21 protein-coding genes are annotated in these 26,433 nt (G+C 42.4%); 8 read left to right on the plus strand and 13 right to left on the minus strand.

Translation table 11 applies throughout. From position 1 onward, the window contains the following. Window positions 1-167 precede the first annotated feature (167 nt). Together WJR50_RS20155 and WJR50_RS20160 are read left to right on the plus strand one after the other, a co-directional pair. Window positions 168-2,555 (plus strand): ABC transporter permease, encoded by a 2,388-nt coding sequence (locus tag WJR50_RS20155; protein ID WP_341295120.1) that lies wholly within the window; start codon window positions 168-170, stop codon window positions 2,553-2,555. Window positions 2,556-2,675: 120 nt separating this feature from the next. Further along, window positions 2,676-5,165, plus strand: coding sequence for an ABC transporter permease (locus WJR50_RS20160; protein ID WP_341295121.1), 2,490 nt, complete (start codon window positions 2,676-2,678; stop codon window positions 5,163-5,165). Between the two features lie 90 nt (window positions 5,166-5,255). Here the strand turns inward: WJR50_RS20160 and WJR50_RS20165 are convergent, their stop codons facing one another. From WJR50_RS20165 to WJR50_RS20205, 9 genes are all read right to left on the minus strand, one after another. After that, window positions 5,256-5,963, minus strand: a complete 708-nt coding sequence (locus WJR50_RS20165; RefSeq protein WP_341295122.1) for a gluconate 2-dehydrogenase subunit 3 family protein — start codon at window positions 5,961-5,963, stop codon at window positions 5,256-5,258. Between the two features lie 12 nt (window positions 5,964-5,975). Beyond that, entirely contained in the window at window positions 5,976-7,691 is a 1,716-nt protein-coding gene (locus WJR50_RS20170) for a GMC oxidoreductase (protein WP_341295123.1), read from the minus strand. A gap of 243 nt (window positions 7,692-7,934) precedes the next feature. Further along, complete coding sequence (locus WJR50_RS20175; RefSeq protein ID WP_341295124.1) at window positions 7,935-10,028, minus strand: peptidylprolyl isomerase; 2,094 nt, start codon at window positions 10,026-10,028, stop codon at window positions 7,935-7,937. Between the two features lie 127 nt (window positions 10,029-10,155). Beyond that, window positions 10,156-11,466 (minus strand): hemolysin family protein, encoded by a 1,311-nt coding sequence (locus tag WJR50_RS20180; protein WP_341295125.1) that lies wholly within the window; start codon window positions 11,464-11,466, stop codon window positions 10,156-10,158. Window positions 11,467-11,529: 63 nt separating this feature from the next. Further along, window positions 11,530-11,766 (minus strand): hypothetical protein, encoded by a 237-nt coding sequence (locus tag WJR50_RS20185; protein WP_341295126.1) that lies wholly within the window; start codon window positions 11,764-11,766, stop codon window positions 11,530-11,532. A gap of 6 nt (window positions 11,767-11,772) precedes the next feature. Then, window positions 11,773-12,315 (minus strand): LPS export ABC transporter periplasmic protein LptC, encoded by a 543-nt coding sequence (gene lptC, locus WJR50_RS20190; RefSeq protein WP_341295127.1) that lies wholly within the window; start codon window positions 12,313-12,315, stop codon window positions 11,773-11,775. Between the two features lie 113 nt (window positions 12,316-12,428). Next, window positions 12,429-13,736 (minus strand): tetratricopeptide repeat protein, encoded by a 1,308-nt coding sequence (locus WJR50_RS20195; RefSeq protein WP_341295128.1) that lies wholly within the window; start codon window positions 13,734-13,736, stop codon window positions 12,429-12,431. 361 nt (window positions 13,737-14,097) lie between these two features. After that, on the minus strand, window positions 14,098-15,384 hold the full coding sequence (gene bamG, locus WJR50_RS20200; protein WP_341295129.1) for a BamG family beta-barrel-assembly machinery protein: 1,287 nt from the start codon (window positions 15,382-15,384) through the stop codon (window positions 14,098-14,100). Then, window positions 15,374-16,111, minus strand: a complete 738-nt coding sequence (locus WJR50_RS20205) for a type III pantothenate kinase (RefSeq protein ID WP_341295130.1) — start codon at window positions 16,109-16,111, stop codon at window positions 15,374-15,376. Before WJR50_RS20205 ends, bamG begins: the two co-directional genes overlap by 11 nt. A 165-nt stretch (window positions 16,112-16,276) precedes the next feature. On the opposite strand from WJR50_RS20205, the gene WJR50_RS20210 reads away from it, so the two are divergent. Then, window positions 16,277-17,806 (plus strand): sodium:proton antiporter, encoded by a 1,530-nt coding sequence (locus WJR50_RS20210; protein ID WP_341295131.1) that lies wholly within the window; start codon window positions 16,277-16,279, stop codon window positions 17,804-17,806. Here the strand turns inward: WJR50_RS20210 and recF are convergent, their stop codons facing one another. Then, complete coding sequence (gene recF / locus WJR50_RS20215; protein ID WP_341295132.1) at window positions 17,807-18,919, minus strand: DNA replication/repair protein RecF; 1,113 nt, start codon at window positions 18,917-18,919, stop codon at window positions 17,807-17,809. It abuts the gene before it with no gap. 193 nt (window positions 18,920-19,112) lie between these two features. On the opposite strand from recF, the gene pdhA reads away from it, so the two are divergent. From pdhA to WJR50_RS20240, 5 genes are all read left to right on the plus strand, one after another. Then, complete coding sequence (pdhA, locus tag WJR50_RS20220) at window positions 19,113-20,075, plus strand: pyruvate dehydrogenase (acetyl-transferring) E1 component subunit alpha (RefSeq protein ID WP_445223480.1); 963 nt, start codon at window positions 19,113-19,115, stop codon at window positions 20,073-20,075. A gap of 105 nt (window positions 20,076-20,180) precedes the next feature. Further along, window positions 20,181-20,927, plus strand: coding sequence for a tetratricopeptide repeat protein (locus WJR50_RS20225; protein ID WP_341295134.1), 747 nt, complete (start codon window positions 20,181-20,183; stop codon window positions 20,925-20,927). A 107-nt stretch (window positions 20,928-21,034) separates the two neighbouring features. Then, window positions 21,035-21,511, plus strand: a complete 477-nt coding sequence (ribH, locus tag WJR50_RS20230) for a 6,7-dimethyl-8-ribityllumazine synthase (protein ID WP_341295135.1) — start codon at window positions 21,035-21,037, stop codon at window positions 21,509-21,511. Window positions 21,512-21,559: 48 nt separating this feature from the next. Then, complete coding sequence (locus tag WJR50_RS20235) at window positions 21,560-22,888, plus strand: aspartate kinase (RefSeq protein WP_341295136.1); 1,329 nt, start codon at window positions 21,560-21,562, stop codon at window positions 22,886-22,888. Window positions 22,889-23,019: 131 nt separating this feature from the next. After that, the gene (locus tag WJR50_RS20240) at window positions 23,020-23,343 is read left to right on the plus strand and encodes a DciA family protein (RefSeq protein ID WP_341295137.1); all 324 of its coding nucleotides are present in this window, start codon (window positions 23,020-23,022) and stop codon (window positions 23,341-23,343) included. A gap of 44 nt (window positions 23,344-23,387) precedes the next feature. On the opposite strand, the gene WJR50_RS20245 is transcribed toward WJR50_RS20240, so the two are convergent. From WJR50_RS20245 to WJR50_RS20255, 3 genes are read right to left on the minus strand one after another with little or no spacing between them, the layout of a single operon-like run. Next, complete coding sequence (locus WJR50_RS20245; protein WP_341295138.1) at window positions 23,388-23,846, minus strand: ATP-binding protein; 459 nt, start codon at window positions 23,844-23,846, stop codon at window positions 23,388-23,390. After that, window positions 23,843-24,184 (minus strand): STAS domain-containing protein, encoded by a 342-nt coding sequence (locus tag WJR50_RS20250; RefSeq protein WP_341295139.1) that lies wholly within the window; start codon window positions 24,182-24,184, stop codon window positions 23,843-23,845. Before WJR50_RS20250 ends, WJR50_RS20245 begins: the two co-directional genes overlap by 4 nt. Window positions 24,185-24,228: 44 nt before the next feature. Further along, the gene (locus WJR50_RS20255; RefSeq protein WP_341295140.1) at window positions 24,229-26,322 is read right to left on the minus strand and encodes a PP2C family protein-serine/threonine phosphatase; all 2,094 of its coding nucleotides are present in this window, start codon (window positions 26,320-26,322) and stop codon (window positions 24,229-24,231) included. Window positions 26,323-26,433: the final 111 nt, after the last annotated feature.

Here is a 26,433-nt window from a genome sequence, read left to right on the forward strand (position 1 = left end):
CTTAGCGTACGCTTTTGGACGAATAAGTGTAACGTTTTCATAACACTTAGAGAAGGAAAGGGGATAGGATGATATGTTTAAATAGCTGTAGGTCAGTAAGTTGTGTATTTTGTTGGTAGGGTGGAAGCGCATTTGCTCTATATTGCGCAGTATTCAAACTTACCTTCATGCTTAAAAACTACTTATCTATCGCCTTACGGCATTTGTACAAGCGAAAGTTCTATGCCGCTATCAATATTTTTGGCCTGGCAATCGGCATGGCCTGTACGCTACTGATTACGGTATACATACTGGAGGAACTTAGCTACGATCGTTTCCATGAGAAGGCTGATCGTATTTACCGTTTGGCTACCCATCTGGAGGTGGGAGAAAGCGGTTTTATCGGAGCGGGGGTAAGTCCGGCGGTGGCACAGCCTTTCATAGAAGAGACTCCTGCCGTGGAAATGGTGGTAAGGATGAACCGGGGGAGCAGTAGTATTGTCACAAAGGATGAGGTTACGATCAAAGAAGATCAAGTGCTGGCGGCTGACCCGGATTTCTTTAAGCTATTCAGTTTTCCTCTGCTCAAAGGTAATCCTGACAAAGCCTTGCGGGAGCCTAATGCGGTAGTGATGACTCAGGAGACTGCTCGCAAATACTTCCAGGATGAAAATCCGCTGGGGCAGACCCTACTGCTGGATGGAGAGCCTTTTCAGGTTACGGGTATCATGGAGCCCATGCCTCAGGCATCCCACTTTCACTTTGATATTATTTACTCCTATATTACTGACCCCATAAGCAGGGAAGAGAACTGGGGTAAGCTTGATGCTGCTACTTACTTTCTCCTGCGTGAAGGGGCCAGTATAGAAGAAGTTGAGGCTAATCTGGACCCGCTGCTGAAGAAGTACCTCAGAGAGTACGAGATGTTTCAGGAGATGGGCTATACCATAGAAATGTTTACCCAGGCTCTGACAGATATTCACCTCCATTCTCACATATTAGGTGAGTTTGAGGCAAATAGTAATATCAAATACCTCTATATTTTTGGTGCTATCGCGTTCTTTATCCTGCTTACTGCCTGCATCAACTTTATGAACCTGGCGACTGCCCGTTCGGCTGATCGTGCCAAAGAGGTAGGTGTACGCAAGACAATGGGCTCCGGGCGTGCTACATTGGTAAGACAGTTTCTGGCGGAATCGCTGCTACTGAGCCTGGTAGCAATGCTGCTGGCTTTGGGACTGGCCGAACTACTCAGGATACCCTTTAGTAATATTGCGGACAAAGATATCCAGCTTCCACTTTCCTCTCCCTGGTTTATTCCTGCCGTATTGTTGCTGGGAATCATCGTAGGAGTGCTGGCGGGGAGTTATCCTGCCTTTTACCTGACCCGGTTCAGACCGGTAGAAGTGCTCAGAGGGCGCTTAGGCGCAGGAAGCAAAAACGCTTACTTAAGAAATTCGCTGGTAGTATTTCAGTTCGTCGTTTCTATCGTACTGATCGTCTGTACCCTGATGGTATATGAGCAGTTGCAGTTTGTCAGAAACAAAGACCTGGGGTTTGACAAAGAAAATGTGATCGTACTTGAAAATGCGCAGGCTTTAGGGACGAATACCGCAAGCTTCCAAAACGCCCTGATGCAGATGAGCGAAGTGCAAAGTATCAGCTTTACCAATGTATCGCCTTTGGGAGGCTATGAAGCTACCGGCTTTATCCCGGCCAGCAGCAGCGATACCACCTATCGTGATGAGGATGCCCTGGTGCTGAGCGATATCATGGTGAGCTATGATTACCTGCCTACCCTGGGGATTCAACTGAAAGAGGGGCGTAACTTCTCTCGTGACATAGCATCGGACTCTGCCTACCACGCTGTGATCCTTAACGAACAGGCAGTGAAAGTGCTGGGGATGAAAGAGCCGGTAGGAAATACTGTTTTGATGGGGGGGATGTACGAGGCAGCAGTAGTAGGTGTGGTAGAAGACTTTCACTTCAAATCCTTACACTCGGTCGTAGAGCCGCTGGTGATTGTCCTTTCCGATGAGCAGAACTTTGTAGAGGTAAAGGTAAGCTCCGATCACCTGCCCCAAACGATAAGCATGCTGGAGGAGCAATGGAGCCTACATGCTGACGGTACACCCTTTGACTACAGCTTTCTGGATGAAGACTTTGATGCGCTCTTTCGTGCCGATCAGCGGATAGGGGTAATCTTCGGAGGGTTTACCTCCCTGGCAATCCTCATTGCCTGCCTGGGACTGCTGGCACTGGCTGCTTTTATGGCGGAGCAGCGCACCAAAGAGATAGGCATTCGCAAAGTAATGGGCGCTTCAGTGAAGAGTATTATGCTGCTGCTGTCCAAAGACTTCACCAAATTGGTAGTTATTGCTTTTGTGGTGGCGATACCGCTAAGTTACTATGCCGTACAGCAGTGGCTCAACGACTTTGCTTATAAGATAGACATCGGTCTGACATCCTTTGTGGTGGCGGGCATACTGGCCCTAGTCATTGCTATCCTTACCGTAAGCTATCAGTCGTTCAAAGCAGCTATCGCCAATCCGGTAGACTCACTGAGGGATGAGTAGTTTTTAGTGATGAATGAATAATGGTTAATGTTGGATTCAAGCACATGTCTTTTCATTAATCATTATTCATTCCTCATTAGTCATCATTCATTGTTTGTTCATGATTGACATCAAGAGATTATGATCACTTACTTCTTCAAAGCCATCATCAGACATGCGCGCCGCCATAAGTTGTTTACCCTACTTAATATAGCTGGCTTGGCAATTGGTATGGCAGTCTGTCTGCTGATCAGCCTGTACATCAAAGATGAGCTGAGCTATGATCTTTTTCATGAGCATGCAGACCGCATCTATAGAGTAGATATGACCAACATCTGGGCAGAAGAGAATGAGCGTTTTGGTTCTACTCCGCCCCCGGTAGCAAGTCTTCTCCGAAGCGAGTACCCCGAAATCGCTACGGCAGTGAGAATACATACGCCTAACTTACTGTACTTTTCTGTACAGGAGGGAGCAGAGCAGCACCGAATCTTTGAAGAAGAAAATGCGCTGGCAGTAGACTCCGGTTTCTTTGATGTGTTTAGTGTGCAGAAACTGCAAGGCGAGCCTGAAAAAGCGCTAACCCAACCCAATGAGGTAGTACTGACAGAAGCTACCGCCAAAAAATACTTTGACGATCAGGACCCTGTAGGTCGCTTGCTGACTTTGGAGGTAGGTGGAGAGAAGAAAACCATAAAGGTAGGGGGAGTAGTAGCTTCACTGCCGGAGCAGTCTCACTTTCAGTTTGACATGCTGCTTTCTATGCCCACCTTTCCGGAAGTGAAAGAGAGAGAGGACATCTGGGTATGGACTACTTTCGTGACCTATGTGAAGCTGAAAGAGGAAGCTAATACACAGCAGCTGTCGCAAAAAATAAGTGATCTTCCCTCGCGCTATGCAGGGGCCGTGCTGGAAAGAATCTACGGATACTCTTTTGAAGAGTATGAGCAGAGAGGTAAGAAATGGGAACTCTTTCTTCTCCCTCTTACCGATATCCACCTCTTTTCTAATGACTCGTACAACCGGCTGGGTGCTACTGGCGATGTCAATAATGTGTACATTATCCTGACGATTGGTTTACTGATCATGGTACTGGCCATCATTAATTTTGTGAACCTCTCTACTGCCAGTTCCGCTCATAGGGCCAAAGAAGTGGGTGTACGTAAAGTACTAGGCTCAGCCAGGCATAATCTGCTTAGCAAGTTTTTAGGTGAATCAGTCCTCTACGCCATGGTAGCACTGGTGCTGGCATTATCCCTTACAGAGCTACTGCGCCCTTTCTTCAACCAGATATCCGGCAAGCAGCTTTCCCTGCTGGATACCCTGGACCTGGAGTACGGAGGATTGATATTTGGCTGTGCCCTGCTGACAGGTGTATTGGCAGGTATGTATCCGGCATTTTTCATGTCATCCTTTAACCCGATAAAAGCGCTTAAAAAGAATGCTCCTCAGCGAAGTAGCATAAAGTCATTGTTCTTAAGAAATGGCCTGGTGACTTTTCAGTTTATCATTTCCATCAGCCTGATCATTTTCACATTGGTCATTTACCGCCAGCTAAACTACACTCAGAACAAGTCGCTGGGCTTTAGTTCGGATCATCTGATTATACTGCATCAGGTGGAGCAACTACCCAATGAAGGTGAAAGTCTGCTCAATCAGTTGCGTGAAGACATCCGTATTGCTGAGGCCAGTCTTTCTAACTTTGTGCCTCCTTCGGTATGGGGAGAAGATAATTTTGCTGCTTACGGAAGCGATGAAGCCGCTATCCCGGTTAATACGATGATAGTAGATGCCCACTTTATTCCTACTTTGGATATTCAGTTGTTGAACGGGCGCAACTTTACAGAAGATAGCGAAGCTGAGCGTCAGGCAGTAATTCTTAATGAGCATGCGGTAAAGTCATTAGGCTGGAGCACTCATGAGGACTCCGCCAATTATGCAGTAGGGCAATACTTACAGTATACTCAGCAGGAAAAGTATGAAGTAATAGGAATAGCCAGGGATTTTAACTTTCAATCGCTGCATCAGGATATCATGCCGCTGGCGCTTTTTCCGCAGGGCAGCAGCATGTGGGGAGGCAGCAGGAGGTTCTTCACTATTCGTCCGGCAAGTGCCAGGGCCTCTATGGATGAAATTCAGGAGACCATTCAATGGCTAAAGGAGGAATGGCAGGCCTACGCTCCCTATGCTTCCTTCAGATATTCCTTTCTGAAGGATGACTACTATGCGCAGTTTCAGACCGAGAGAAAACTGGGGATGGTCTTGGGTTGCCTGACCTTACTGGCCATCTTCATTGCCTGTATGGGGGTGTTTGGACTAGTGACCTTTACTGCAGAGAGAAAAAGAAAAGAGATAGGTATTCGCAAAGTATTAGGCGCTACAGTGGCCCAACTTTTCCTAACGGTCTCCAAAGACTTTTCCCGACCAATACTTATAGCGCTATTGATTGCTATCCCTCTCGCCTGGTATTATACTGAAAACTGGCTGCAAAATTTTGCTTACCGTACTAATATCCCGTTCTGGTTATTTATCGTGGCAGGGCTGTGTGCTTTTGCCATCACACTGATCTCGGTGAGCTATCAGTCTATTGCTGCCGCTACCACTGATCCGGTAAAGTCATTGAGAGAAGAGTAGATGATAATAATGAATGATGAGTGAATAATGATTAATGAATAGATATGCATCTGAACCCAACATTAATCATTATTCATTTCTCATTACAGGCTAAGTAATCAGGTTGCCCTTATCATCCCACTGCGCGATTTCATTGCGGGTCTCCTGATTGACGCACTTGGCCAGCCACTCTTCTTCGTAGGCCATGCCATGCTCTTTCAACACATCTTCAGGTACGCCATCCCATACGTTGGGGCGGTTACCTTGATAGCCCAGGTCTTCTATCCCCATTTTGGAAGTATAGTAACCGGTTAAGGTAAGGTTTCTCATACGATCAAAAAACTCTACTCCCTGAGCTACTTCGGGAGAAGCTTTATCCGGATAGGCTATTTCATCCAGTAACTCCTTTTGCTGCGCTTCACTGCACTCATCAAAAATGACATCAAACTTTTTGTTGGCTCTGTTATTCAACCACATCAGCCCACCCCGGATAGGAGTCTGGTGAGAAGTGATATCTTTTACGATAAAGGCGATAAATTCGTGAACGCCCGCATCGGTAGCCGAGCCAGCGCTCTCACTGGCTGGTAAGATCAGGTCACAGAGGGTAGCGACAGTAGCCAATTCCGCTTCAGTGAAAAAGTCTACCTCAAGAAGCCTTTGGTCACGGAGTTTTTCCTCTTCGGTTCGTCCATATGCGCCACTCTCAGCAGCCACAGGGCCTTCGGGAGCAGCCGTTTCTTTAGGGCCGCAGCCGTTGATGATTAATCCTCCCGCCACAGAACCTAACAACATTGATTTTAATGATTCTCTTCTGTCCATGATGTATTGGGATTAGATATTTTGCTTTTTGAATTGGTCAATCATATAATCGGAAGTTCTCCAGGAGAGTGCCAGTATGGTCCAGGTAGGGTTCTTATCCGCCTGGGAAACAAACGGCCCGCCATCTACCACGAATACATTTTTGGCTTCATGTAACTGCTGATGTTTGTTGACTACCGAAGTTTTAGGATCATTGCCCATACGGGTAGTACCCACTTCGTGGATAATTCTGCCAGGAGCAGCCAGTCCATAATCCTGATCTTTACCCGGTGTAGCGCCCAAAACAGTAGCACCCATAGCATGAAAGATCTCTTCAAAAGTCTGGTGCATATGTTTGGCCTGTAAGCGCTCATGGTCGGACCATGTATAATTGAAGCGCAGTACCGGAATTCCCCATTCATCTACCACATTAGGGTCAATTTCGCAGTAATTATCTTTGCGGGCAATACACTCACCCCGGCCGGATACGCCAATAAAAGCACCATAGAACTTTTTGACATCATCGCGCAGCTTATTGCCGTAGCCGCCTGTCTGCTCACCAATAAATTTGTTCATCTCCGTGACTCCACTTCCAAATCCGTAGGAAGGCATGCCCATTCCGCCTCCAACTTCTATATGATAGCCTCTGGCAAAGTCAAGGTTTTTATTGTCCAACCACCATGGGCTGTATATGTGCATGCCACTTACGCCATCTTCATTGTAAATTTTACGGTTCATCAGTTCAGGTACAAAAGCCCTTCTGCTGCTGCCGGTAGAGTCGTGCAGGTATTTGCCTACGATATCTGATCCATTGCCTAACCCATTGGGATGCTGAGCGCTCTTAGAGTTCATGAGGATACGGGCTGAACTACAGGCAGAAGCCGCCAGCACTACCGTACGGCCTTTGAGCTGATACTCCTGACGATCTTCTTTGTTGACATAAGAAACCCCGGTGGCCAGACCTTCATTATTGGTCGTCACTTCTCTTACCACTGAGTTCACAAAGAGGTCTACCTTGCCTGTTTTTTGCGCAGGAAAAACCAGTGAAGTACCGGAAGAAAAGTCAGCCTTGGCAGAACATGCTCTACCACACTGCCCGCAGTAAAAACATACTCCTCTGTCGTTGTTGATGCGCTTGGTGAGCATAGACTTTCGGGCGGGAATTACCGTTACTCCTGCTTTTCTGGCTGCTTTGATGTAATAAAGCTCATGTAACCTGGGTTTGGGAGCTGGGAGAAAGTATCCATCCGGCTCATTTCTCATGTTTTCTTTGCTTCCAAAAACCCCTATGAGTTTATCTACCTTATCATAATAAGGACTCACATCATCATAGCTGATGGGCCAGTTATCACTCAGTCCATCAAGATCATGTCTTCTGAAATCATCCGGGCCAAATCTCAAAGAGATTCTTCCCCAGTGGTTAGTTCTACCGCCCAGCATATGGGCACGAAACCAATCAAACTCAGTACCATTGGCTCTGGTATAAGGCTCTCCTTCTATTTCCCACCCCCCGTAGGCGGCGTCAAAATCACCAAAAGCACGGGTAGTACCGGCTCCTCTGCGGGGCGATTCCCAGGGCCACTTCAGTTGAGTCATTTGCGCCGGATCGGTAGGATCAAAGAACGGTCCGGCTTCAACGATAGCTATATTTAATCCAGCTTCGGCCAGGATTTTAGCAGACATGCCGCCTCCTGCTCCTGAGCCAACAATAATGGCGTCATAGACTTTTGAAGACTTTTTGATTTGCATCTAGATTATGAATTAGGTTGTGTAGAATAGTAAAAGTATTAAATGAGGCTATTAGGCTATTTTATGGAAGATACATGGTGAGCTTTAATTAACCTATTTAAGTAAATATGTTTTTCGTTAAATTCTAAATATTCTGGCGAAAACTTGGATTGTATAACGAAAAAAGAAGAGGTGGATTGCTGGTAAAAAAAAGAAAGGCTGCCCTTTTGGGCAGCCTTTCTATATTTTGATGGTTACTATTTTCTAGTAAAATTTATAGCGTTCGTCTTCTATATCAGCAAACTCTCGTACTGCTTCAGAGATATTAAAGCTACTCTGTTGATTTGCCTGCTGCTGTAGTTGTTCCTTGTAAGTTGAGTAATCGGCAATTTCAGGAGCCTGGGTAAGCGCATCAAGCTGAATCATTACTACACCATTCTCTCCCTGAACAGGTTCTGACACTTCGCCTTCATTAAGCGCGAATGCTTTGCCGACAGCTTTAGGAGCAAAGCCTACATTAGGCAAGGTATTGCTGCTCATTTTGAGGTCGCTGGTTGAATAAACGCTGGCATCTGTTCCAAAAGCGCTGGCAATTTCATCCAAGGAGCCTGATAAACCTTTCAGTTTTTCGGCAATTTGCTCTCCTTTCAGTTCAGCTCTCACTTTGGTAGCTACTTCATCTCTCACCGCCTCAAGGGGAGCTGTTCCTTCTTCTCTACTACCAGTGAGTACAGCTACTACATAAGCATCATCCAGTTCAAATACCGGAGATATCTCACCCACGGAAGCGTCATTATAAGCCCAACGTACCACCTGGCGTGCATCACCGAGTCCACGTACATTTTGTGCTGAGCTAGCTATATTTTCAGCTGTTTGTACATTCAAAGAATCCTCCTGAGCCTGTGCAGTAAAACTGCTGGCATTATCTACACTGCTGGCAAAATAATCTGCTTTACGGTACGCCTGGTCACGAGTAGCATCGCTCGGGTAGAGTTCTCTTACCACAGTAGCAATTTTATACACCTGATCGGTAGGTGCCTCGGTAACGTTAATAATATGGTATCCATAGTCAGTCTTGATCAATCTTCTGATCAGCCCGGCTTCATTTCTTGAGAAGATAGCATCTTCAAATTCAGTTACCATACGCCCTTCAGGGAACCATCCCAGGTCTCCTCCACGTGAGGCGGTCACATCTTCACTGTTTTCACGCGCTAGCTGGGCAAAGTCTGCTCCATTGATCAATTGATTCAATACATCCTGCGCTTTTCTTCTGGCTTCAGCTTCTGGAGTCTCTTCTGTCTTGAAAAGAATGTGACTTGCTTTGGCATAAGAAACAGTATCTTGAGTGGCTTCAGATACTTTGAAAAGGGTATATGCTCCATTGTTTGGGTAAGGCCCGTAAACTTCCCCTTCCTGTAGTGGAACGCCCTGAAGTTGAGCAGGAATCTGTCCTGGTGCATATGTTCTGTATGCCTGGCCAGTGCCATCAGTGTTGATTGTAGCGAAAGAAGAATCATTGGTAGCGCTGGCAAAGTTGGCCTTTAGCTGCTCAAGCTCTTCCATGAAATAAGTAGTGTCTTCTCCTGAGGGAGCAATAGAAAAGGTAACATAGCGGAGAGTACGCCCTTCTTCTACTTTAAACTCGTCCTGATGTTCATCCAGATATGATTGCAGTTGAGCATCAGTTACATCAATCGCAGTGTCGCTGATCGCATAAAAAGGAACGTATAAGTACTGTACTTCCGCCACAGTATTTTCTGCTTTATACTGCTGCTGAGCCTCCTTGGTAGTAATATAGTCGGAGTAAGTAAAAAGATTATCGTACTTAATCCTTCTGCGACCGGTTTTCAGGTTATTTTCAAACACTTGCCAGGCCACCTGCTGTTGAGGCTGCAACTGAGGAAGGTTCTGTAAATAGCTGATCACCTGCTCACGGCTGAACTCTCCGGTTTCAGGATTGGTGAATGCCTGACGAATTTCCGGAGTAATGTTATTACCCTGCACCATATCCACCAGTTCACTTTCAGTTACTTGTATTCCGAGTTCTTCAAACTGCTCGGTAAAAGCAATGTCAGCGATGAGCTTATCCCAAGCCTGCTGACGAATTGAAATCATCTCCCGCTCGGAAGGATTACGTCCGGTATTGACAGAAAAGTTATACTTTACTTCCTCGATAGCCTGCTGGTATTCCTGTATGGAAATATCCTTGTCGGCTATCTCTCCTACCTCTGCCTCTTCGCGGCCAAAAAGCCCTGAGCTGGATGTAAAAACATCCGCTGCAATAAATAGGAAAAGACCTAGCGCAACAAAGCCTACGACTAAGGCAGTCTTCTCACGAATCTTACTGATTAATGCCATTGTTTATTCACTTTATAAAAAGAATCCCAAAATAAATGTATTCGCCTCTAATTTCAAAGTTCAACATAGAGAGAAGATCAATGATTCCCACTTGAAACTTACTCTTTTTCAGCGAGATCAATATTTTTTAAGCATCCTGCTGTTTGCTATTTACTGTCACTTTCACATTGTCTATCCTGTTTTCATGCATAGACATGATGGTAAGGGTGAAAGGCGGTACTCTTACTACATCTCCAGTGGTAGGAATTTCCCCTGTGAGAGACAAAATGTAGCCTCCCAGCGTATCGTAATCCCCTGCGGGGATCACCCAGTTAAATTTTTCGTTGAGGTAATCAATTTCATGACGGGCACTGATGAGAAAGTTATTTTCATCCAATTGCATCTCTACCCAGTCTTCTGCATCATGTTCATCCTGTATATCACCAAAAATCTCCTCAATGATATCCTCCATACTCACGATCCCGGCAGTACCTCCAAACTCGTCTACTACCAGTGCCAGACTCTTATGCTCAGTAATAAACTGAATCATCAACTCATTAGCGGGTATGGTTTCCGGTACGATAATGATAGGGGTAAGTATCTGGCTGATACTTTCAGGTTTTTTAAAAAGCTCCAAAGAATGGCAATAGCCTATTACTTCATCTATAGACTCTTTATATACTATGATTTTGGAGTGCCCGCTTTGCATAAAAGCTTCCTTAAGCTCTTCAATATTATCCTCAATATCTACTGCTACCACCTCGGTACGCGGAATCATGCATTCTCTTACCTTGACCGTTTTAAATTCTAACGCATTGCTGAAAATCTTAGTATCTACCCGAGGAGGTGTCTGTTGGGTATTTCGCTTATTACTTTCCTGTAACACCTCATCACTAAGGGTATTTTTGATATAGTTATTAAGGTCAGTAAGCCCAAAAACAGGTTTATCTTCCCTGTATTTGAAGCCCAACACATATATGATAACAAACTGTGAAACCTTATCTATGATCCATACAATAGGATACATGATATAATAAATCATGGTGATAGGAATAGCGAAAATGGTGAGCAGGCCATTAGGATCTATTAAAAAAGCACTTTTTGGAGTAAACTCAGCCACAATCAGTACCAGTATGGTTGCTAGTATTGTCTGTAAGACGAGCACCGTAATATCATTGTTGATAATTTCCGGCAACTGCGCCACCAGTAAAGGTTCCAGCAGATTTGCCATAAAAATACCGTAAAGCACTAAGGCTATGTTATTTCCTACCAGAGTAGTGCCAATAAAGCGGGAAGGTTTTTGAAGGAAATGAGATAATAACCTGCCAGAGAGTGCGCCTTGTTTACCTGCCAGCTCAATTCTTAACTTATCTGCGGAGATAAAAGCTATTTCTATTCCTGAGAAAAAAGCAGAAAACAAGAGACATATTAATACTATAGTAATGCTGTAATAATCCATATGGTGGTTTAGCGATCACTGGACTTGAATGATGAGCGGAAAAGCAAACATACCAGTTTCATTTTACTTTGATCTTTTTTTCTTTTTGTTTTTCTCTCCTTTTTTTTCACTTGCCTGTTTCTGTTGCTGATTTTTACGGCGTACTCTGTACCAGAATAGCAAAATCAGAGAGACCATGTAGAAGACATAAGCATTGGCTACACCTTCAGTGATGGTTTCACTGCCCACCATAGTTTGGTGGACTCCTATGATAAAAAATGCTACACTCAGGGAAAGTAAAATGGCGTCTAGTAATCGCATGATTTTTTATTCACTTGGTGCTTGTTCATTGAGAGGTAGAGTGCCCTTAGGCTTCAGGATTTGCCAATCGGTAAAAGATTCATCTGAAGTAAGTCCTTCACCCATCAGTACATCACCATTAGAGATAATCTCCACATAGCGATCAGTATAAATCTCTTTCTTATTGGGCTCCCAATGTAATTCTTCAGTTTCCAGTCTTTCGTTGGACTTATAGTTTTGTACTACTACATCTCCGGTAGCTGTATATTTATTTTCCTGCTTATTGAAGTAACCGTGGTTTGCCTTAATAGATGCATTTTTGGTTTCATCTTTTTCAAAGAACTCAATAAAGATTCCCTCAGGAAATTCGCGATCCTGGTTTTCAAACTCCCATTGACGGTCTGCGGTAAGCCTGACAATGACAATAGCAGAGTCACTATGCAGTAGCTCTACATCAGTAGCCTCCATTACCGGCCCGTCGTAATCCTTAAAGTCATCAGGGCTTTGGCTATCCTCTGAGCAGGCAACGGACAAATACAAAAGGCTTAATATAATCACTCCTCTTAACATCTTACTTACATATACTTATCAATAATATACCTGTTTTTATGCTGAATAGTTGTATGAAAAAAGCCATCCCCTCAAAAGAGAGAATGGCTATTGAAGGAATATTTTATTAGGACTTAATCTCTAGTCTGTATTGTTACGCTTTCTCCAATCCAGCAGCCTACGCTCATAGAATCTCCTACTTTATAGTTGTAGGTAAAGACTTCTTCTTTTGATGGAAACTGAGCTTTAGCCTGAGCCATGCCAGATGAATTTCCTGCTTTTTTGTACATTTCATAAGCAGCTAAGAATACCGCACGGTCTTTTACCACATCTTCACCGCCTTTGCACTGATCGTAGCTGGAGAAGTACATGTTGCCTACCATATTGTAAGCCTGCTCAGCCTCTTCAGAGCTTAATGAAGCTGCCTGAAGTGCATTATTACGAGCTCCAGCCTTGTTGCCTTCTTTCTGATCAATAGAAGCAAGGTCCATGTAAATTTCAGCTTTCTGAGCATCGTCGGTAGATAGCTCCAGTGCTTTGTTGAACCATTCTTTAGCATCTTCAATCTCTTCATTACGCAGTTTACGAGAAGCGATAGTCTTGGCTAAGCCTGCATTAGGCTCTTTGTTAAAAGTAGCTTCAGCAGCCTGGGTAAAGAACGGCATGTCAGTACAAGAAGAAGATAGAGAAAGTGCAATGATCTTCTTGGCTAAGTCAAGATCATCAGGATTGGCTTCCAATTTAGGCACCATTTTTTCCTGAATATAATCGCAGCTTACAGTAACAGTAGAAGTGAAAATAGCATCAATCTTTTCCTGCTGATCTTTGTATTTGTCAGCAGATTTACCAGCTTTTATATTCGCCTGATTGATTGCACTGAGCTTGTCATAAAGTTCAATCACTTTTTCAGCCTCGAACTTGCCGCGCTCATATTGAACCTTGGCAATGTTCATAAATGGGGTGATATTATAGTAAGCAAGGTTGTCTCCAGAAACATCAAGCGCTTTGCTGTAAATATCATTAAGCTGATCGTAGTTGCTCTTGTCACTGTACATCAGTTTCATAGCAGTACTAGCCTTACGATTCATGACGTTGACTTCATCGCCGAAGTGCTCAATACGCTGATCGTACATACTAAGCGTCTTGTCTACGTATTCCTGTTTTTTCTGAGGGTCTTTTGTTTTGAGCGCTAACTCTTCATATATATCGGCTCCATTGATGTAAATAGAGCTATTAAGGTTAGGAGCATTTTCAAATAACCAATTCAATGGGGGGAGGGCAGCTTCATAGTTCTTGGCTTTCTTCATGTCGGTATATAACACGACTTTTTCTTGCGCAGTTGCCTTGTCCTCAGGCCAATTCCATCCATCTTGAGCATTTGCTATTGTAGCAAACATCGTGAACAGAAGGCAGGCCGACCAGAATGATTTTTGATTCAGCATAAAATTCATGATTCCTTCTTTATTGGTGAATAGATTAATTTTAACATGCTAAGCCATTAATAAAACTTATTAAAGCTTAAACCCTAAACAAATATGTTTATGTAAAGTTGCAGTGAACCAAAACTTTGGGGATGTAAAATGATAAAACAATCCAAAAAGTTACACGCACTTTATTAATGAAAATACAAAAATAGCGCCTAAAGCTTACAAAATCAAAATTAATATTTAACAAATGCCAAAATTTACCTTAGTGAGGCCATATTCAGGCTTGTTAAAAGACAATTTTACACTTCTTAAAAATAAATATTCTGAGCTTGTGACTTTTTATCAAGAAAAGACTTTGTATAAATTGCAAAAATACTTAATCGTATTTTCTCCGTATGAACCAACGATCATTAAAACTGATTCCCAACCCAGCCTTAAAATAATTTTCACGGATCAGGTTGTTGTCAGTGGTACCTAGTGTACCTGCTTCAAATGAAAGGTTCAGACTGGATAGGTTACTCATGGGAAGTGTGAAGCCAAACGTAATCCCCATATTAGTAATCTGGGTATCGCTCACATTGAAGGGAGTAACATTGTAACGAAATCCTGCCCGGTAGGCTACTCTTTTCAAATAATTGTTTACCGAGTTAATGTCAGGGATGATCTGCCCTCCGACAACAAGTGTGTAGGCATTCAGCATGCCATCATTAGAGCGTGGGCTGTCATTATCGTCAGATTGATAAGCACCAAACTCCTCCCACTGTTGCATGGTAAAGTCAACGCCTACCATGTATTTGAAGGCTTTGTCCAATGCAAGACCAACTCCCAGTTTGCTAGGCAGCACCACATTACCTTCCTGATCACTTACGATAGTATCACTACTCACCAGTTGATTAGCACCCAATTGGCGGTTTTCAAAATTAATGTTTCTTACTGCTTTCAAAGTAGCTTCGGGCTGGTAAACTACTCCAAGATTTACACTGGTGTTAGTTCCTGTTTTTAGTGAGTAATGAAGGGCTGGCTCAAGGGTTACTCCCCGGTAAAATATATTGTCACTATACGTGGTGACCAGATTGAGATCATCACCAGTAATAGGAAGAATACTCAGGTTTTCATCAATAGCCCCAAAAAGATAAGAGGCTTTGATTCCCAGCCCTAAGCCCTGAAATAACCTGAAGCCATTAGAAAAGCTGATTTGGCTTAATCCTCCACTACCTTCCTGGGTAAGGTTGGCTACTTCATCATTACTGGTAACAACACGCGACTCCTGTATTTGGTAGTCAACGTTGGAGTAGGGTGATAACCCCAAGCTCATAGACCAGCGATTGGTCACAATAGGGAAAGCAAATATACCATAAGCTAGGCCTCCGCTAAGGTTGGTAGCAGACTCGCCATTTTTAGACATATTTTTATATTCTACCTGGAAGGCAGCGTCGAAGGCGCTGAGGCTATTCTGATAAAGCAAAGCAGGGTTTACATTATTGATGTGTAAACCTGAGCCTGTGGCAATTCCCAGCCCGGCCATTCCGGAATTGTGCATCAGAGAAGGGCCAGTCAAACTTCCCAGCCCCTGAGAGGAATAAGGGGTTTTGTCAGTTTGAGCGAAGGCGATACCCGCTGTAAGCAGTATCAAAAGAGAGGCATATAAAATTTTATGATACATTATGTTCTAAAATTCTGTTGAGTCCAATCAAAATAAGTTCTGGCACAATAGTAACAGTTTGAGCAATACGAATACCTTGGTTTAATAAGATCGCATCCCCCCCACAGATCACAACCTGCAAATCTCCGAATTTGTCCCCATACATCCGAATCATTTGGGTTATTTCTGCCAGTGTGCCATGTAATACACCACTTTGAAGTGCGGAAGATGTACTTTGTCCAGCCAAAGGGACTTCTTTCACTTCTTTTTGTGATATACTGACTAACGGTAATCGGGAGGTAAAAGTATGCATGGCCTTGGCGCGCATTTGCAAACCTGGAGAAATACTACCTCCCCAGTAGTTTTTTTGCGCATCAGCAATATCATAAGTAATGCAGGTGCCAGCGTCAATGGCTAGTATGGCCTGATCTGGAAATAATGATAAACCTCCGGCAACAGCGGCTATACGGTCAGTTCCCAGGGTTTGGGGAGTCTGGTAATGATTGGTAAAAGGTAAAGGTGTAGAGGCATTAAGCAGAAAATGATGAGGGTGATCAGCCGTTTTTTCCTCTAGGTCTGCCATATTTCCCGCTACAGAAGATATCATCAGAGCATCAAAGCTATTTAGTGCAATGAGCTGGTAGGCCTCTTCTGTCTTCAAATGAGGAAAAGTTTGTTGCAATTGCCCGTTAACAAATAAGCCTGCTTTTGCAAAAGAATTACCAATATCTACAACTAAATTTTTCAAAAAAATATGTGGTTTATCAAATTTAAATTCAAAAACTTTACGATTATACTATCTTTGCTCATATCAGTCTTAACTTTAAAGCTTAATATTGTAAAATGACATCATCAAAGTTTATGGTTCTGATTACTATAAGCTTTGAATAAATACACAAACTAACCATTCTAGATGAGCAAGGGCGCGTATACTCTTTTGATTTTTCTTATACTCACTTTATTTTCAATCTCCTCCCCTAAGGCTAATCCTATATCGGATACATTCTTTCCAGCCAACATGACTTCGGTGGCAGTATACGATATCCAGCAGGATCATGGTGGAGGAGATGAACAAGAGCACGTTTCCGCCGATGGAAAAGAGCACCACGGAAGTGCTCCTGGCTGGACGGTCATCCCCTTTGTAGTGCTTCTGTTGATGATTGCTACCGGCCCGCTTTTTTATGAACACTTCTGGCATAAGAATTATCCCATTGTTGCGGTCTTGCTGGCAGTAATTGTTGTGTCCTATTATCTCTTTGTCTTGCATAACCAGCACGAACCCGTACATGCCCTGGCAGAATACGTACAATTTATCGCGCTCCTATCCTCACTCTACATTGCTTCAGGAGGTATATTAATCAAGGTTGATAAAAAGGCAACTCCTTTGGCTAACTCAATTTTGCTTATCATAGGCTCGGTTATTGCCAATCTGATTGGTACTACCGGGGCTTCCATGCTGCTGATACGCCCTTTTATTCGTCTTAATAAGAACAGAATAAAAGCTTATCACATCGTTTTTTTTATATTTATGGTAAGTAATGTGGGGGGCGCATTAACACCTATTGGTGATCCGCCACTATTCCTGGGTTTTTTGAGAGGCGTGCCATTCTTCTGGACGCTGGAGCACAATATATTAGAGTGGGCAGTAACGCTTCTTATTATCGTAATCATATTCTTTGTAGTTGATAGCAGAAACAAGCCGGAGAATGGAGTGGAAGAGGAGCCGGTTACCTATACCAACAAAATCTCACTGGTAGGTACACGTAATTTTCTGTGGTTAGGTCTAGTCATTATTGCCGTATTTATAGATCCCAATAAATTTGATTTTGTGCCGGGGATAGAATATGATGGTGCTACCTTCTCATTTGTAAGGGAAATCATTATGTTCTCGGTAGCTTACCTGTCATTCCGATTTGCCAGCAAAGAGGCGCTTAAAGGAAATGATTTTAATTTTGAACCTATACGTGAAGTAGCTTTTATCTTCATCGGAATCTTTGGTACCATGATGCCTGCCCTTGAGTTGGTGGGTGATTTTGCCCGTTCAGAAGCAGGAGCTGCGCTGATTACGCATAATACTCTTTATTGGGGTACAGGTCTACTTTCCGGTTTTCTGGACAATGCACCTACATATCTTAACTTTCTGGCAGCAGCCATGGCTTCACAGGGGGCTAGCATAAGTGATGCCAGTGAGGTAGTGGCTTTTGCGCAGGGCGAATATCATGATAGCGTACTTAGGCTAACGGCAATCTCGGTGGCATCAGTATTTTTCGGTGCCATGACCTACATCGGTAATGGCCCCAACTTTATGGTAAAGTCCATTGCTGAACAGATCGGTATTAAAATGCCATCTTTCTTTGGATACATCATTCGCTTTTCCCTGCCTTTCTTACTGCCGGCTTTAATTCTGATTTGGCTGATATTCTTTGCTTTTATACCAGTTTAATCACATACTATTTACCTGCGTTACTTGTCCTTGATGAATGGTAAATACCTTTTTATCAGCTTTTATAGGTTCAAAGATCTGGTAAGTGCGCTCCGGACGGGCGTCCGTAACGAACAGTTGACCAAAAGACTGGGCGGCTACCATCTCGCTTAGTTTGCCAATGCGGAAGTCATCCAGTTTGTCAAAAACGTCATCCAGCAGGAGAATAGGTTTGGTCTTCACTTCTTCTTTAATAATATCAAACTGGCTTAATTTTAGAGAAATTACAAAAGATTTTTGCTGTCCCTGGGAGCCATATTTCTTCACCGGAAAGCCATTGATCTCAAAAAGAAAGTCATCTTTGTGAATCCCCTGAGTAGTACGCTGTGCAATCAGGTCTTTGCGGTAATTTTTGTAAAACTGTTTTTTGAAATTTGCATCCTCAAAATCTGACTGATAAGTGATCTTTACCTCTTCTTTCTGTCCCGAAAGGTTATTATAATGATTGATAAAGGTTGGAAAAAACTGGCTAATGAAGTTTTTTCGGTAATTGTGAATGTGCTCACCGGTATCTAATAACTGATCACTATAAGAGTCCAGTAAGTCGTTATCATAGTAGTTTTGTTCGGCAAACTGCTTGAGGAGGGAATTTCTCTGCTTTAGGGTGTGGTTATAACGAAGGAGATTGTCCAGGTAGTCACTATTAATTTGAGAAATAATTCCGTCATAAAACTTCCTCCGTATTTCGCTGCCCCCTTTAATGATATCAGTGTCATCAGGAGTAATGAGCACTACCGGAAACAGTCCTATGTGATCGCTAAGCTTTTCATAAGGAATTCTATTGTTTTTATACTGTTTTTTTTGACCGCTTTGTAAGCTGAACTGCACATTGTACTTTTCGTTCTGTTTATAAAATGAGCCCTTGATCATAAAAAAAGGCGCTTCATGTCGTACATTTTGTGCTTCAGTGCTACTGAATGCACTTTTAGTCAATGATAAATAATAGATAGCATCAAGCAGGTTGGTTTTCCCACTGCCATTTTCTCCTACCAAACAATTAATCTGTTCAGAGAAGCTCAGCGTAAGTTCCTCATAGTTCTTGAAGTTGAGCAAACTTATATTTTCAAGCCACATTAGTTCGTTGTTGAATGTTTTTGTATTATTTTGCGCAGGTAAAACAGTAACGCAAGCCGTGTGTTTACTTCCAAGAGAAACTCCATTATTTAATTATTAAAGTATTATGGCAGTAAGTAGTACAAAGGAAAAGTCAAAAACTAAGAAAACATCTTCTAAAGCCAAAAAAACTGAATTTTCTAAAGAAACCTATATGTGGTGGTACGAGATGATGTACCTGCTGAGAAGGTTTGAGGAGAAAGCCGGTCAGCAGTATGGCCGTCAGAAAATTAAAGGTTTCTGCCACTTATATATCGGACAGGAGGCTTGTATTGCAGGAGCAGTAACTGCTCTAAAAGAAGGTGACAAATATATCACTGCATATCGCGATCACGCTCACCCTATCGCCCTGGGTACTGATCCCAAATATATCATGGCGGAGCTTTTCGGCAAAATTACCGGGGTTTCCAAAGGAAAAGGGGGCTCAATGCATATGTTTGATAAAGAAAAACATTTTTATGGTGGCCATGGTATTGTGGGAGGTCAGATCCCCCTAGGTGCTGGTTTAGCTTTTGCTGAAAAGTATAAAGGCACAGATAATCTTTGTGCTACATTTATGGGTGATGGCGCTACTCGCCAGGGTTCTTTTCACGAAACGCTGAACATGGCCATGACTTATAAGCTACCAGTTATTTTCATTATAGAAAATAATGGTTATGCTATGGGTACTTCCGTAAAGCGTACCAGTAATGTAACCGAGCTCTACACTTTGGGGGAGTCTTATGATATACCTTCCTTCCCGGTGGATGCTATGAATGTTGAAAGCGTACACCATGCTGTGGCTGAGGCAGCTGAAAGGGCACGTAAGGGAGAAGGACCTACTTTATTAGAATTTAGAACCTATCGTTATAAGGGTCATTCAATCTCTGACCCTGCAAAATACCGTACTAAAGAAGAACTGGAAGAGTACAAGCAGCAGGATCCGATAGTTCAATGCATGAATTCTATACTCGAGCATAAGTTTGCAAGCGAAGATGAGCTGAAAAAGATAGAGGATAAAGTGAAAAAACAGGTAGAAGATTGTATTAAATATGCTGACGAATCTCCCTTCCCTGATCCAGAAGAAGCTCTAAAAGATGTATATGCTCAGGAAGATTATCCTTTTATATTAGATTAATTCTCTTTGAGAATAAAATTTAAAAGAGCTTTGCAAAGAAACGTAAAGCTCTTTTTTTATGTTTAAGAGAAATTAATGTAGATTTGCACCCTTAAATTATATAAGATGGCAAATAGAGTAAAAGGAAACAAGCAGAAGTCGGCTAAGGGTAGTGAGAAGCACGATAGCACTGAGCTACTGGAAAGTTCTGATGCGCTCAGGGAAACCCTGGTTGATAAAACCGGAACCTTTTTTAAAAACAAAAGAAACCAGAATGTAGCTTTGGGTATTGGTGCCGCTATTGCCCTGATTATTGCCGGAGTTTTTGGTTATACCTATTATTTGGATAGCCAAAATGAAGCAGCACAGGATGAAATGTTTCAGGCGGTATTCTATTTTGAAGCTGATAGCCTGAATCTTGCGCTGAATGGAGATGGTAACAACTACGGTCTTTTGGAGATAATAGATGAGTATGGTGGCACCGAAGCAGCAAACCTTGCTCATTATTACGCAGGCGTTGCTTATCTCCGTCAAGGGGAATTTAATGAGGCCATTGACCATCTTAGTAGTTTTGGTGCTTCTGATATGTTGGTGCAAGCCCGTGCTTATTCTTTGATCGGTGATGCTTATATGGAATTAGAGAATTATCAGGAGGCAGTAAGTTATTACAATCAGGCTGCTGACTATAAGCCTAATCGCTTTTTTACCCCTCAGTATCTAGTAAAGGCAGCTTTAGCGTATGAAGAAATGGGTAATTACCAGCAGGCTATTGAAAGTTATGATCGTATTATAGAGGAATTTCCTGAAGCAACGGAGTACCAGCAAGCCTTAAAACAACAAACCAGGCTTCAGGGCCTTGCTTCCGAGCAATAATAATCATTGTACCTTATACAGGTAAGTAGAGGATAAGGCTATGCGGTGTTAAGTTGCCGCTTTACGGCCTTATCCTTTTTTTATGAATCTTGATATGAATTAAGTATATGTCTACTGCACACAAAAATCTTAGTGAACACAATACGGAACAACTTCCTGATATTTCATCAAAGAAGTTTGCCATAGTAACTGCTGAGTGGAATGAAGAAATTACCGGAGCCATGTATCAGGGAGCTTTTGAGACACTTGTAAAACATGGTGCTGCTGAGTCTAATATCAGTAGTAAATGGGTGCCAGGTAGTTTTGAGCTTTGCTTAGGAGCGCAGTGGCTGGCAGAAGATACTAATGTAGATGCTGTTATTGCCATCGGCTGTGTGATACGGGGTGAAACACCTCATTTTGATTATATATGTCAGGCAGTGGCACAGGGAATAAAAGATATCAATCTCAAATATAATAAACCGGTTATTTTTGGTGTACTCACCACCGATAACTTAGCACAGGCTCAGGATAGAGCAGGAGGGAAGCACGGCAACAAAGGAGACGAGGCTGCCTACACTGCTATCAAAATGCTGGGATTCTGAACAAAACATTAAGCATTGTATTTTTTTACTTAAATATCCAATTTTACTATGAAAGTTCTCAAGTTTGGAGGTACCTCTTTAGGTAGTCCGGAGAGGATGCATGCCGTAGCAGATCTGATTAATAAAGAAAGTGGAAAGAAAATCGTAGTTCTTTCGGCAGTTTCCGGTACCACCAACACCCTGGTAAATATCGCCACAGCCTTATCGCAACAGAATAAGACAGAAGCAGATACGATCATTACTAACCTTTATGACACATACCAGGCTTACTGTAAGAACCTCTTACACAATACAGCTAGCCTAAAAAAAGGGCTTGAGATTGTAGAAGCCCATTTTACGGTGTTGCGCTCTATGGAGAGTAGTGAGTATAGCATGGATATCGAGAAAGAAATACTCGCCCAGGGAGAGTTACTCTCTACCAAACTTTTTGTTACCTATCTGGAGCAGGAAGGTATTACTGCAGGACTTCTTCCAGCTTTGGAGTATATGCGTATTGACGACGCTAATGAGCCAGATACCCCTTATATTAAAGAGCATCTGCAGCGTTTGGTTGATCAGTACCCCGAACAAGAACTATTTGTAACCCAGGGCTACATTTGCCTCAATAGTAGTAATCGTGTAGATAATCTTCAGCGGGGAGGGAGTGACTATACAGCTTCTTTGGTAGGAGAAGCAGTGAAAGCCGATGAAATACAAATTTGGACTGACATAGACGGGATGCATAATAACGATCCTCGGATTGTGAAACATACCTATCCTATCCCGAAGCTTTCGTTTGATGAAGCGGCAGAGTTGGCTTATTTCGGAGCAAAGATTTTGCATCCCTCTTCAATCCGTCCGGCACAGCATGCTAATATTCCGGTAAGACTACTAAATACGATGAAACCCGATGCAGCAGGTACACTTATCACTGCAGACATTGAACCTGAAAGAGGTTTTACTGCTGTGGCTGCCAAAGATGGTATCGCTGCTATTAAGGTGAAATCATCGCGTATGCTGCTTGCTTATGGCTTCTTAAGAAAGATTTTTGAAATATTTGAGAATTACAAAACACCCATTGACCTCATCACAACCTCTGAGGTAGCCGTTTCTCTAACGATTGACAACCATACGCACTTATCAGCGATAAAAGAAGAGTTAGAAGATTTTGGTGAGGTAGAGGTGCATACTAATCATACAATTATTTGTATAGTAGGAAATATGCCTTTTTCTAAAGTGGGTATGCTCAAGCAAGTATTGGATGCAATAGATGATATTCCTATCAGAATGGTCTCTTACGGTGGAAGTAAATTCAATATTTCACTTCTCATTGACAGTGAATACAAAACAGAAACACTTACAAGACTGAATGAAAAAATTTTTGGTCAGCAAAGATAGGGTAAGTATTTGACAAGTAGTCTTTTAGCCAAACGCTACATAGATGAAAATATGTTTTTTCCATACCTAGGTATAGTAAAGCTGCAGTATCTTTTTATCTTTAGCTTGTCGCAAAAAGAAAACAATATTCAATGTCATACCAAAGATGGAATAGAGTGCCCTCCGGTCGAAAAGCTGAAACTTCTACAGTAGGTGAGGCTATGCGCGAGCTGTTGGATACTTATAAACTAAAGGCTAAATACGAGCAAACGCAACTCATCAATTCCTGGGAGAGGCTTATGGGAGCCCCTATCGCAAGGCGTACAGATAAGATTTTCATCAATGATCGTAAGCTTTATGTAAAACTGAGTTCTGCGGCTCTTAAGCAGGAGCTTAATATGTCTAAATCTAAAATACTCTCTATTTTTCTACGAGAGTTTGGGGAAGTAATTGTAGAAGATGTAGTATTTCTATAGTCGCGAAGCACACTTATCACAAATAAAGATGCCTGGTTTTTCAATTAGGCTTTTTTGTTGATAAAAAGGGGCGGCTTGGGGGAAAAGGTGAGGCTTTTACGAAGGCGGTAAATATTGTGGCGTTTCTTAGCACAGCAATCAAATTCGATATGGTCCATAATTCGCCTGACGAGCATTAAACCTACTCCTCCTTTGCGCTTAGTACCAATAATGTCATTGAGATTAGGCTCCTTATAGTCGCAGATATTAAACCCTGCACCCTCATCTCTGATCTCAAATGTAATACCTGCACCTTCATCTACATTGATAATAAGCTCAATGCTCTCATCGGGATTACACTGATGAGAATGAATCATGAGATTAGCACAAACCTCATCCACTGCTAGTACCAGTTGATGTGCATCAACTTCTGAAAGATTGTAATGACCTAGAATATTGGTTACAAAATCTCTGATACTTTGCAGTTTATCCTTGCAACACGGTACTTTGAAACTATAATTCATTCGACAAAATCTTTCTTGGCGTCTTCTTCTTTATCAACAATAGTCAGTAACTGATGTAAACCCAGTATCTCAAAAACTTTATATACTTTTTCGTTCATATTAAAGAGAACAAGTTTTTTGTCTTTGGCTTCCAACTCCTGAATATATGACATAAAAACTCCCAGGCCTGCTGAAGAAATATAACGGAGATCTAAGCAATCTACTAAAATTTTTGGGCATTCAGCATTTACAGCCTTTTGCATAGCCTCATCCAAATGAATGGAGGAACTAGCATCCACTTCGCCATTTATCTTTATTAAACAATATTTTTCACCAAAATCAACACTTACATCTACCATAACTATTTAGTTATACGCTAGTTAGCGCGTAATGTTCTTTTACCCTACTTGAACTTAATAATTAGAGCTGTATAATCATCATCTAAGGCGTGACCTTCGCAGAATGCAAAAATATCATTCAGAAGGGCTTCCTGTATTATTTTTGGATCTTCAGCAGCATGTGCTCCTACAAAGCGCTGAAGCCTATCGTAACCAAACTGCTCATTAGCGGGGTTAGCCGCTTCAGTGATACCGTCGGTGTATAGCATTACGATATCTCCCGGTGAATAGTTTACCTTGGTTACTTCTATGTACTGGTTAAATTTTTCGTTGCGAATTATCCCTAGGCCCAGCCCCTGGTTTTCCAAATACTTGGCAGTTTGCTCTACTTTACTATAATAAAGCGTAGGGCAGTGACCTGCTCGTGCAAATTCAATAGTAGACTGTATTGTATCCACTACAAAAAAGGAGGCGGTAATAAATGAGGTCTTCTCCAGGCAACGGCTCAAGGCGCTGTTGGCATAGGCAAGGAACTGGTCAGGAGAAAGGTCCAATTGTGCAAGGCTATGAAAAACGCCCTTCATCTGTGCCATATTGAAAGCTGCAGAAGTACCCTTACCCGATACATCCCCAATAATAATGATAAACTTATGTTTACTGATCTGGTAAATATCATAATAATCTCCTCCTACTTGGTCAGCAGCTTCTGAAAAAGCAGCAATCTCAAAGAACTCATTGGAAACAGGCTCTTTGGGAAGAAGACTCTGGTGCACACGATTGGCAATTTCCAGTTCTTCTTTATAGCGTTCATTTTCAATCGTTTCATTAAGAAGCTGAAAATTCTCTACTGATATACAAGCCTGACTGGCAAAAGTACCAATAATACTTACCATCTCTTTATTAAACCCATCACTTACTTCTTTGAGCACGACAAGGGTGCCTATATTATTATTCTTAACTACAAGAGGAATCCAAAGTACAGACTTGTATTCCGGTAACTGGAGCAGGCGATGTTTTTTACGATGAGAGCGGTAATCCTTGCGTGATAGGCGGGGCTTGCCAAGGCCCTTTGTCCCATCCGATTGTAAGGCCTCATCTTTGAGTTGCTCCTTGAGTAATGGAACTTCTTCTTCCTCAATACCCCTGGCTAATAATACATGCTCTTCGTAATCGTCTATTTCTACCCAGGCTGCATCTGCAAAGACTGCTTTCACTGAGCTTTCCAACAGTATCTCAAAGATCTGGTCTACCTTGTAGCCTGCTTGGGTAGACTGACTCAGGCGCTGAAAGTTGATAACTTCTTCCAGCTTTTGCTCAAATACTGAGGAAGTAGGAAGGTTAAATAAGATAACCAGAAGAGAAAATATATTGTAAACAAAAGTAAAACCGAACAAAGCCAGTACAAATGCCACATTAAGCATGTCAACTGGCAGTAGAGGAAATTCCTCGTATAAGTTGTAATGATTTTCTCTGAATGAGTAAAGATTAATCAGAAAGAGCGCAAGAAAAATACTGACAGCCAGCATAATGATGATACTCTTCCATTTTTGCTTAAAGTCTAGATAGGCTACCCATTTTAGATTAATAGACAGCACCAGGCCCAATATCAGAAGTAAGGTGAGAATGATATTGTAGATAATATCAAACTCAGCTCTGGGAAAAAAACTGAGGAGTATGCTGGCCAAAAGCGCATACTCAAACATGAGCCACAACCTGATTAGCCGCTTTGACTTTTGGTACAATATGAGCTGTTTCCAAACCATAATGGTTGAGGTAAGGAATGCTGTAATTAGCCCTATATTAATGTGATAGAAAAAAGTTCTAAGGAAAATATTTTTTGCTAAACGGCTGTCACCCAACAAATTATAGAAAAGCACGATGGTGAGGGCAACTATTGTAGCCAGAAGGCCGGTAGCAAATACTCGCCAGAGAAGATCAATGAAGTTGATCCTTTCGGCTCTGCCGGTGATGTAACGATAATAGAAAAACAGGGCAATAAAAAACAGGTTGAGTAATACCAATCGTGTTTCAGCAGGGATGCCTGGCCTGATGTTATTTACATCGGCAAATAACAGTGATAGGTCAGTGACAACCAGCAGAATCCAACTGATGATACCCAGGAAGAGCGTAAACCGGATGACATTCTTGTGAAAGCGCATGTAGCATTAGTACCTTGGCAAAAAAGCATTTGCTGTACGGCTGCCGTACAGCAAATTGCCTGCTAGCACAAAGCTAATATAAAATCTGAAATGGAGAAGTTTCGTAATTTT

Source organism: Catalinimonas locisalis (assembly GCF_038039535.1).
Classification (GTDB): domain Bacteria; phylum Bacteroidota; class Bacteroidia; order Cytophagales; family Cyclobacteriaceae; genus Catalinimonas.

Coding starts and splice junctions, on each gene's coding strand:
- WJR50_RS20155 (WP_341295120.1), top strand. CDS start 168: ATGCTTAAAAACTACTTATCTATCGCCTTACGGCATTTGTACAAGCGA.
- WJR50_RS20160 (WP_341295121.1), top strand. CDS start 2,676: ATGATCACTTACTTCTTCAAAGCCATCATCAGACATGCGCGCCGCCAT.
- WJR50_RS20165 (WP_341295122.1), bottom strand. CDS start 5,963: ATGGACAGAAGAGAATCATTAAAATCAATGTTGTTAGGTTCTGTGGCG.
- WJR50_RS20170 (WP_341295123.1), bottom strand. CDS start 7,691: ATGCAAATCAAAAAGTCTTCAAAAGTCTATGACGCCATTATTGTTGGC.
- WJR50_RS20175 (WP_341295124.1), bottom strand. CDS start 10,028: ATGGCATTAATCAGTAAGATTCGTGAGAAGACTGCCTTAGTCGTAGGC.
- WJR50_RS20180 (WP_341295125.1), bottom strand. CDS start 11,466: ATGGATTATTACAGCATTACTATAGTATTAATATGTCTCTTGTTTTCT.
- WJR50_RS20185 (WP_341295126.1), bottom strand. CDS start 11,766: ATGCGATTACTAGACGCCATTTTACTTTCCCTGAGTGTAGCATTTTTT.
- lptC (WP_341295127.1), bottom strand. CDS start 12,315: ATGTTAAGAGGAGTGATTATATTAAGCCTTTTGTATTTGTCCGTTGCC.
- WJR50_RS20195 (WP_341295128.1), bottom strand. CDS start 13,736: ATGCTGAATCAAAAATCATTCTGGTCGGCCTGCCTTCTGTTCACGATG.
- bamG (WP_341295129.1), bottom strand. CDS start 15,384: ATGTATCATAAAATTTTATATGCCTCTCTTTTGATACTGCTTACAGCG.
- WJR50_RS20210 (WP_341295131.1), top strand. CDS start 16,277: ATGAGCAAGGGCGCGTATACTCTTTTGATTTTTCTTATACTCACTTTA.
- recF (WP_341295132.1), bottom strand. CDS start 18,919: ATGTGGCTTGAAAATATAAGTTTGCTCAACTTCAAGAACTATGAGGAA.
- pdhA (WP_445223480.1), top strand. CDS start 19,113: ATGTGGTGGTACGAGATGATGTACCTGCTGAGAAGGTTTGAGGAGAAA.
- WJR50_RS20225 (WP_341295134.1), top strand. CDS start 20,181: ATGGCAAATAGAGTAAAAGGAAACAAGCAGAAGTCGGCTAAGGGTAGT.
- ribH (WP_341295135.1), top strand. CDS start 21,035: ATGTCTACTGCACACAAAAATCTTAGTGAACACAATACGGAACAACTT.
- WJR50_RS20235 (WP_341295136.1), top strand. CDS start 21,560: ATGAAAGTTCTCAAGTTTGGAGGTACCTCTTTAGGTAGTCCGGAGAGG.
- WJR50_RS20240 (WP_341295137.1), top strand. CDS start 23,020: ATGTCATACCAAAGATGGAATAGAGTGCCCTCCGGTCGAAAAGCTGAA.
- WJR50_RS20245 (WP_341295138.1), bottom strand. CDS start 23,846: ATGAATTATAGTTTCAAAGTACCGTGTTGCAAGGATAAACTGCAAAGT.
- WJR50_RS20250 (WP_341295139.1), bottom strand. CDS start 24,184: ATGGTAGATGTAAGTGTTGATTTTGGTGAAAAATATTGTTTAATAAAG.
- WJR50_RS20255 (WP_341295140.1), bottom strand. CDS start 26,322: ATGCGCTTTCACAAGAATGTCATCCGGTTTACGCTCTTCCTGGGTATC.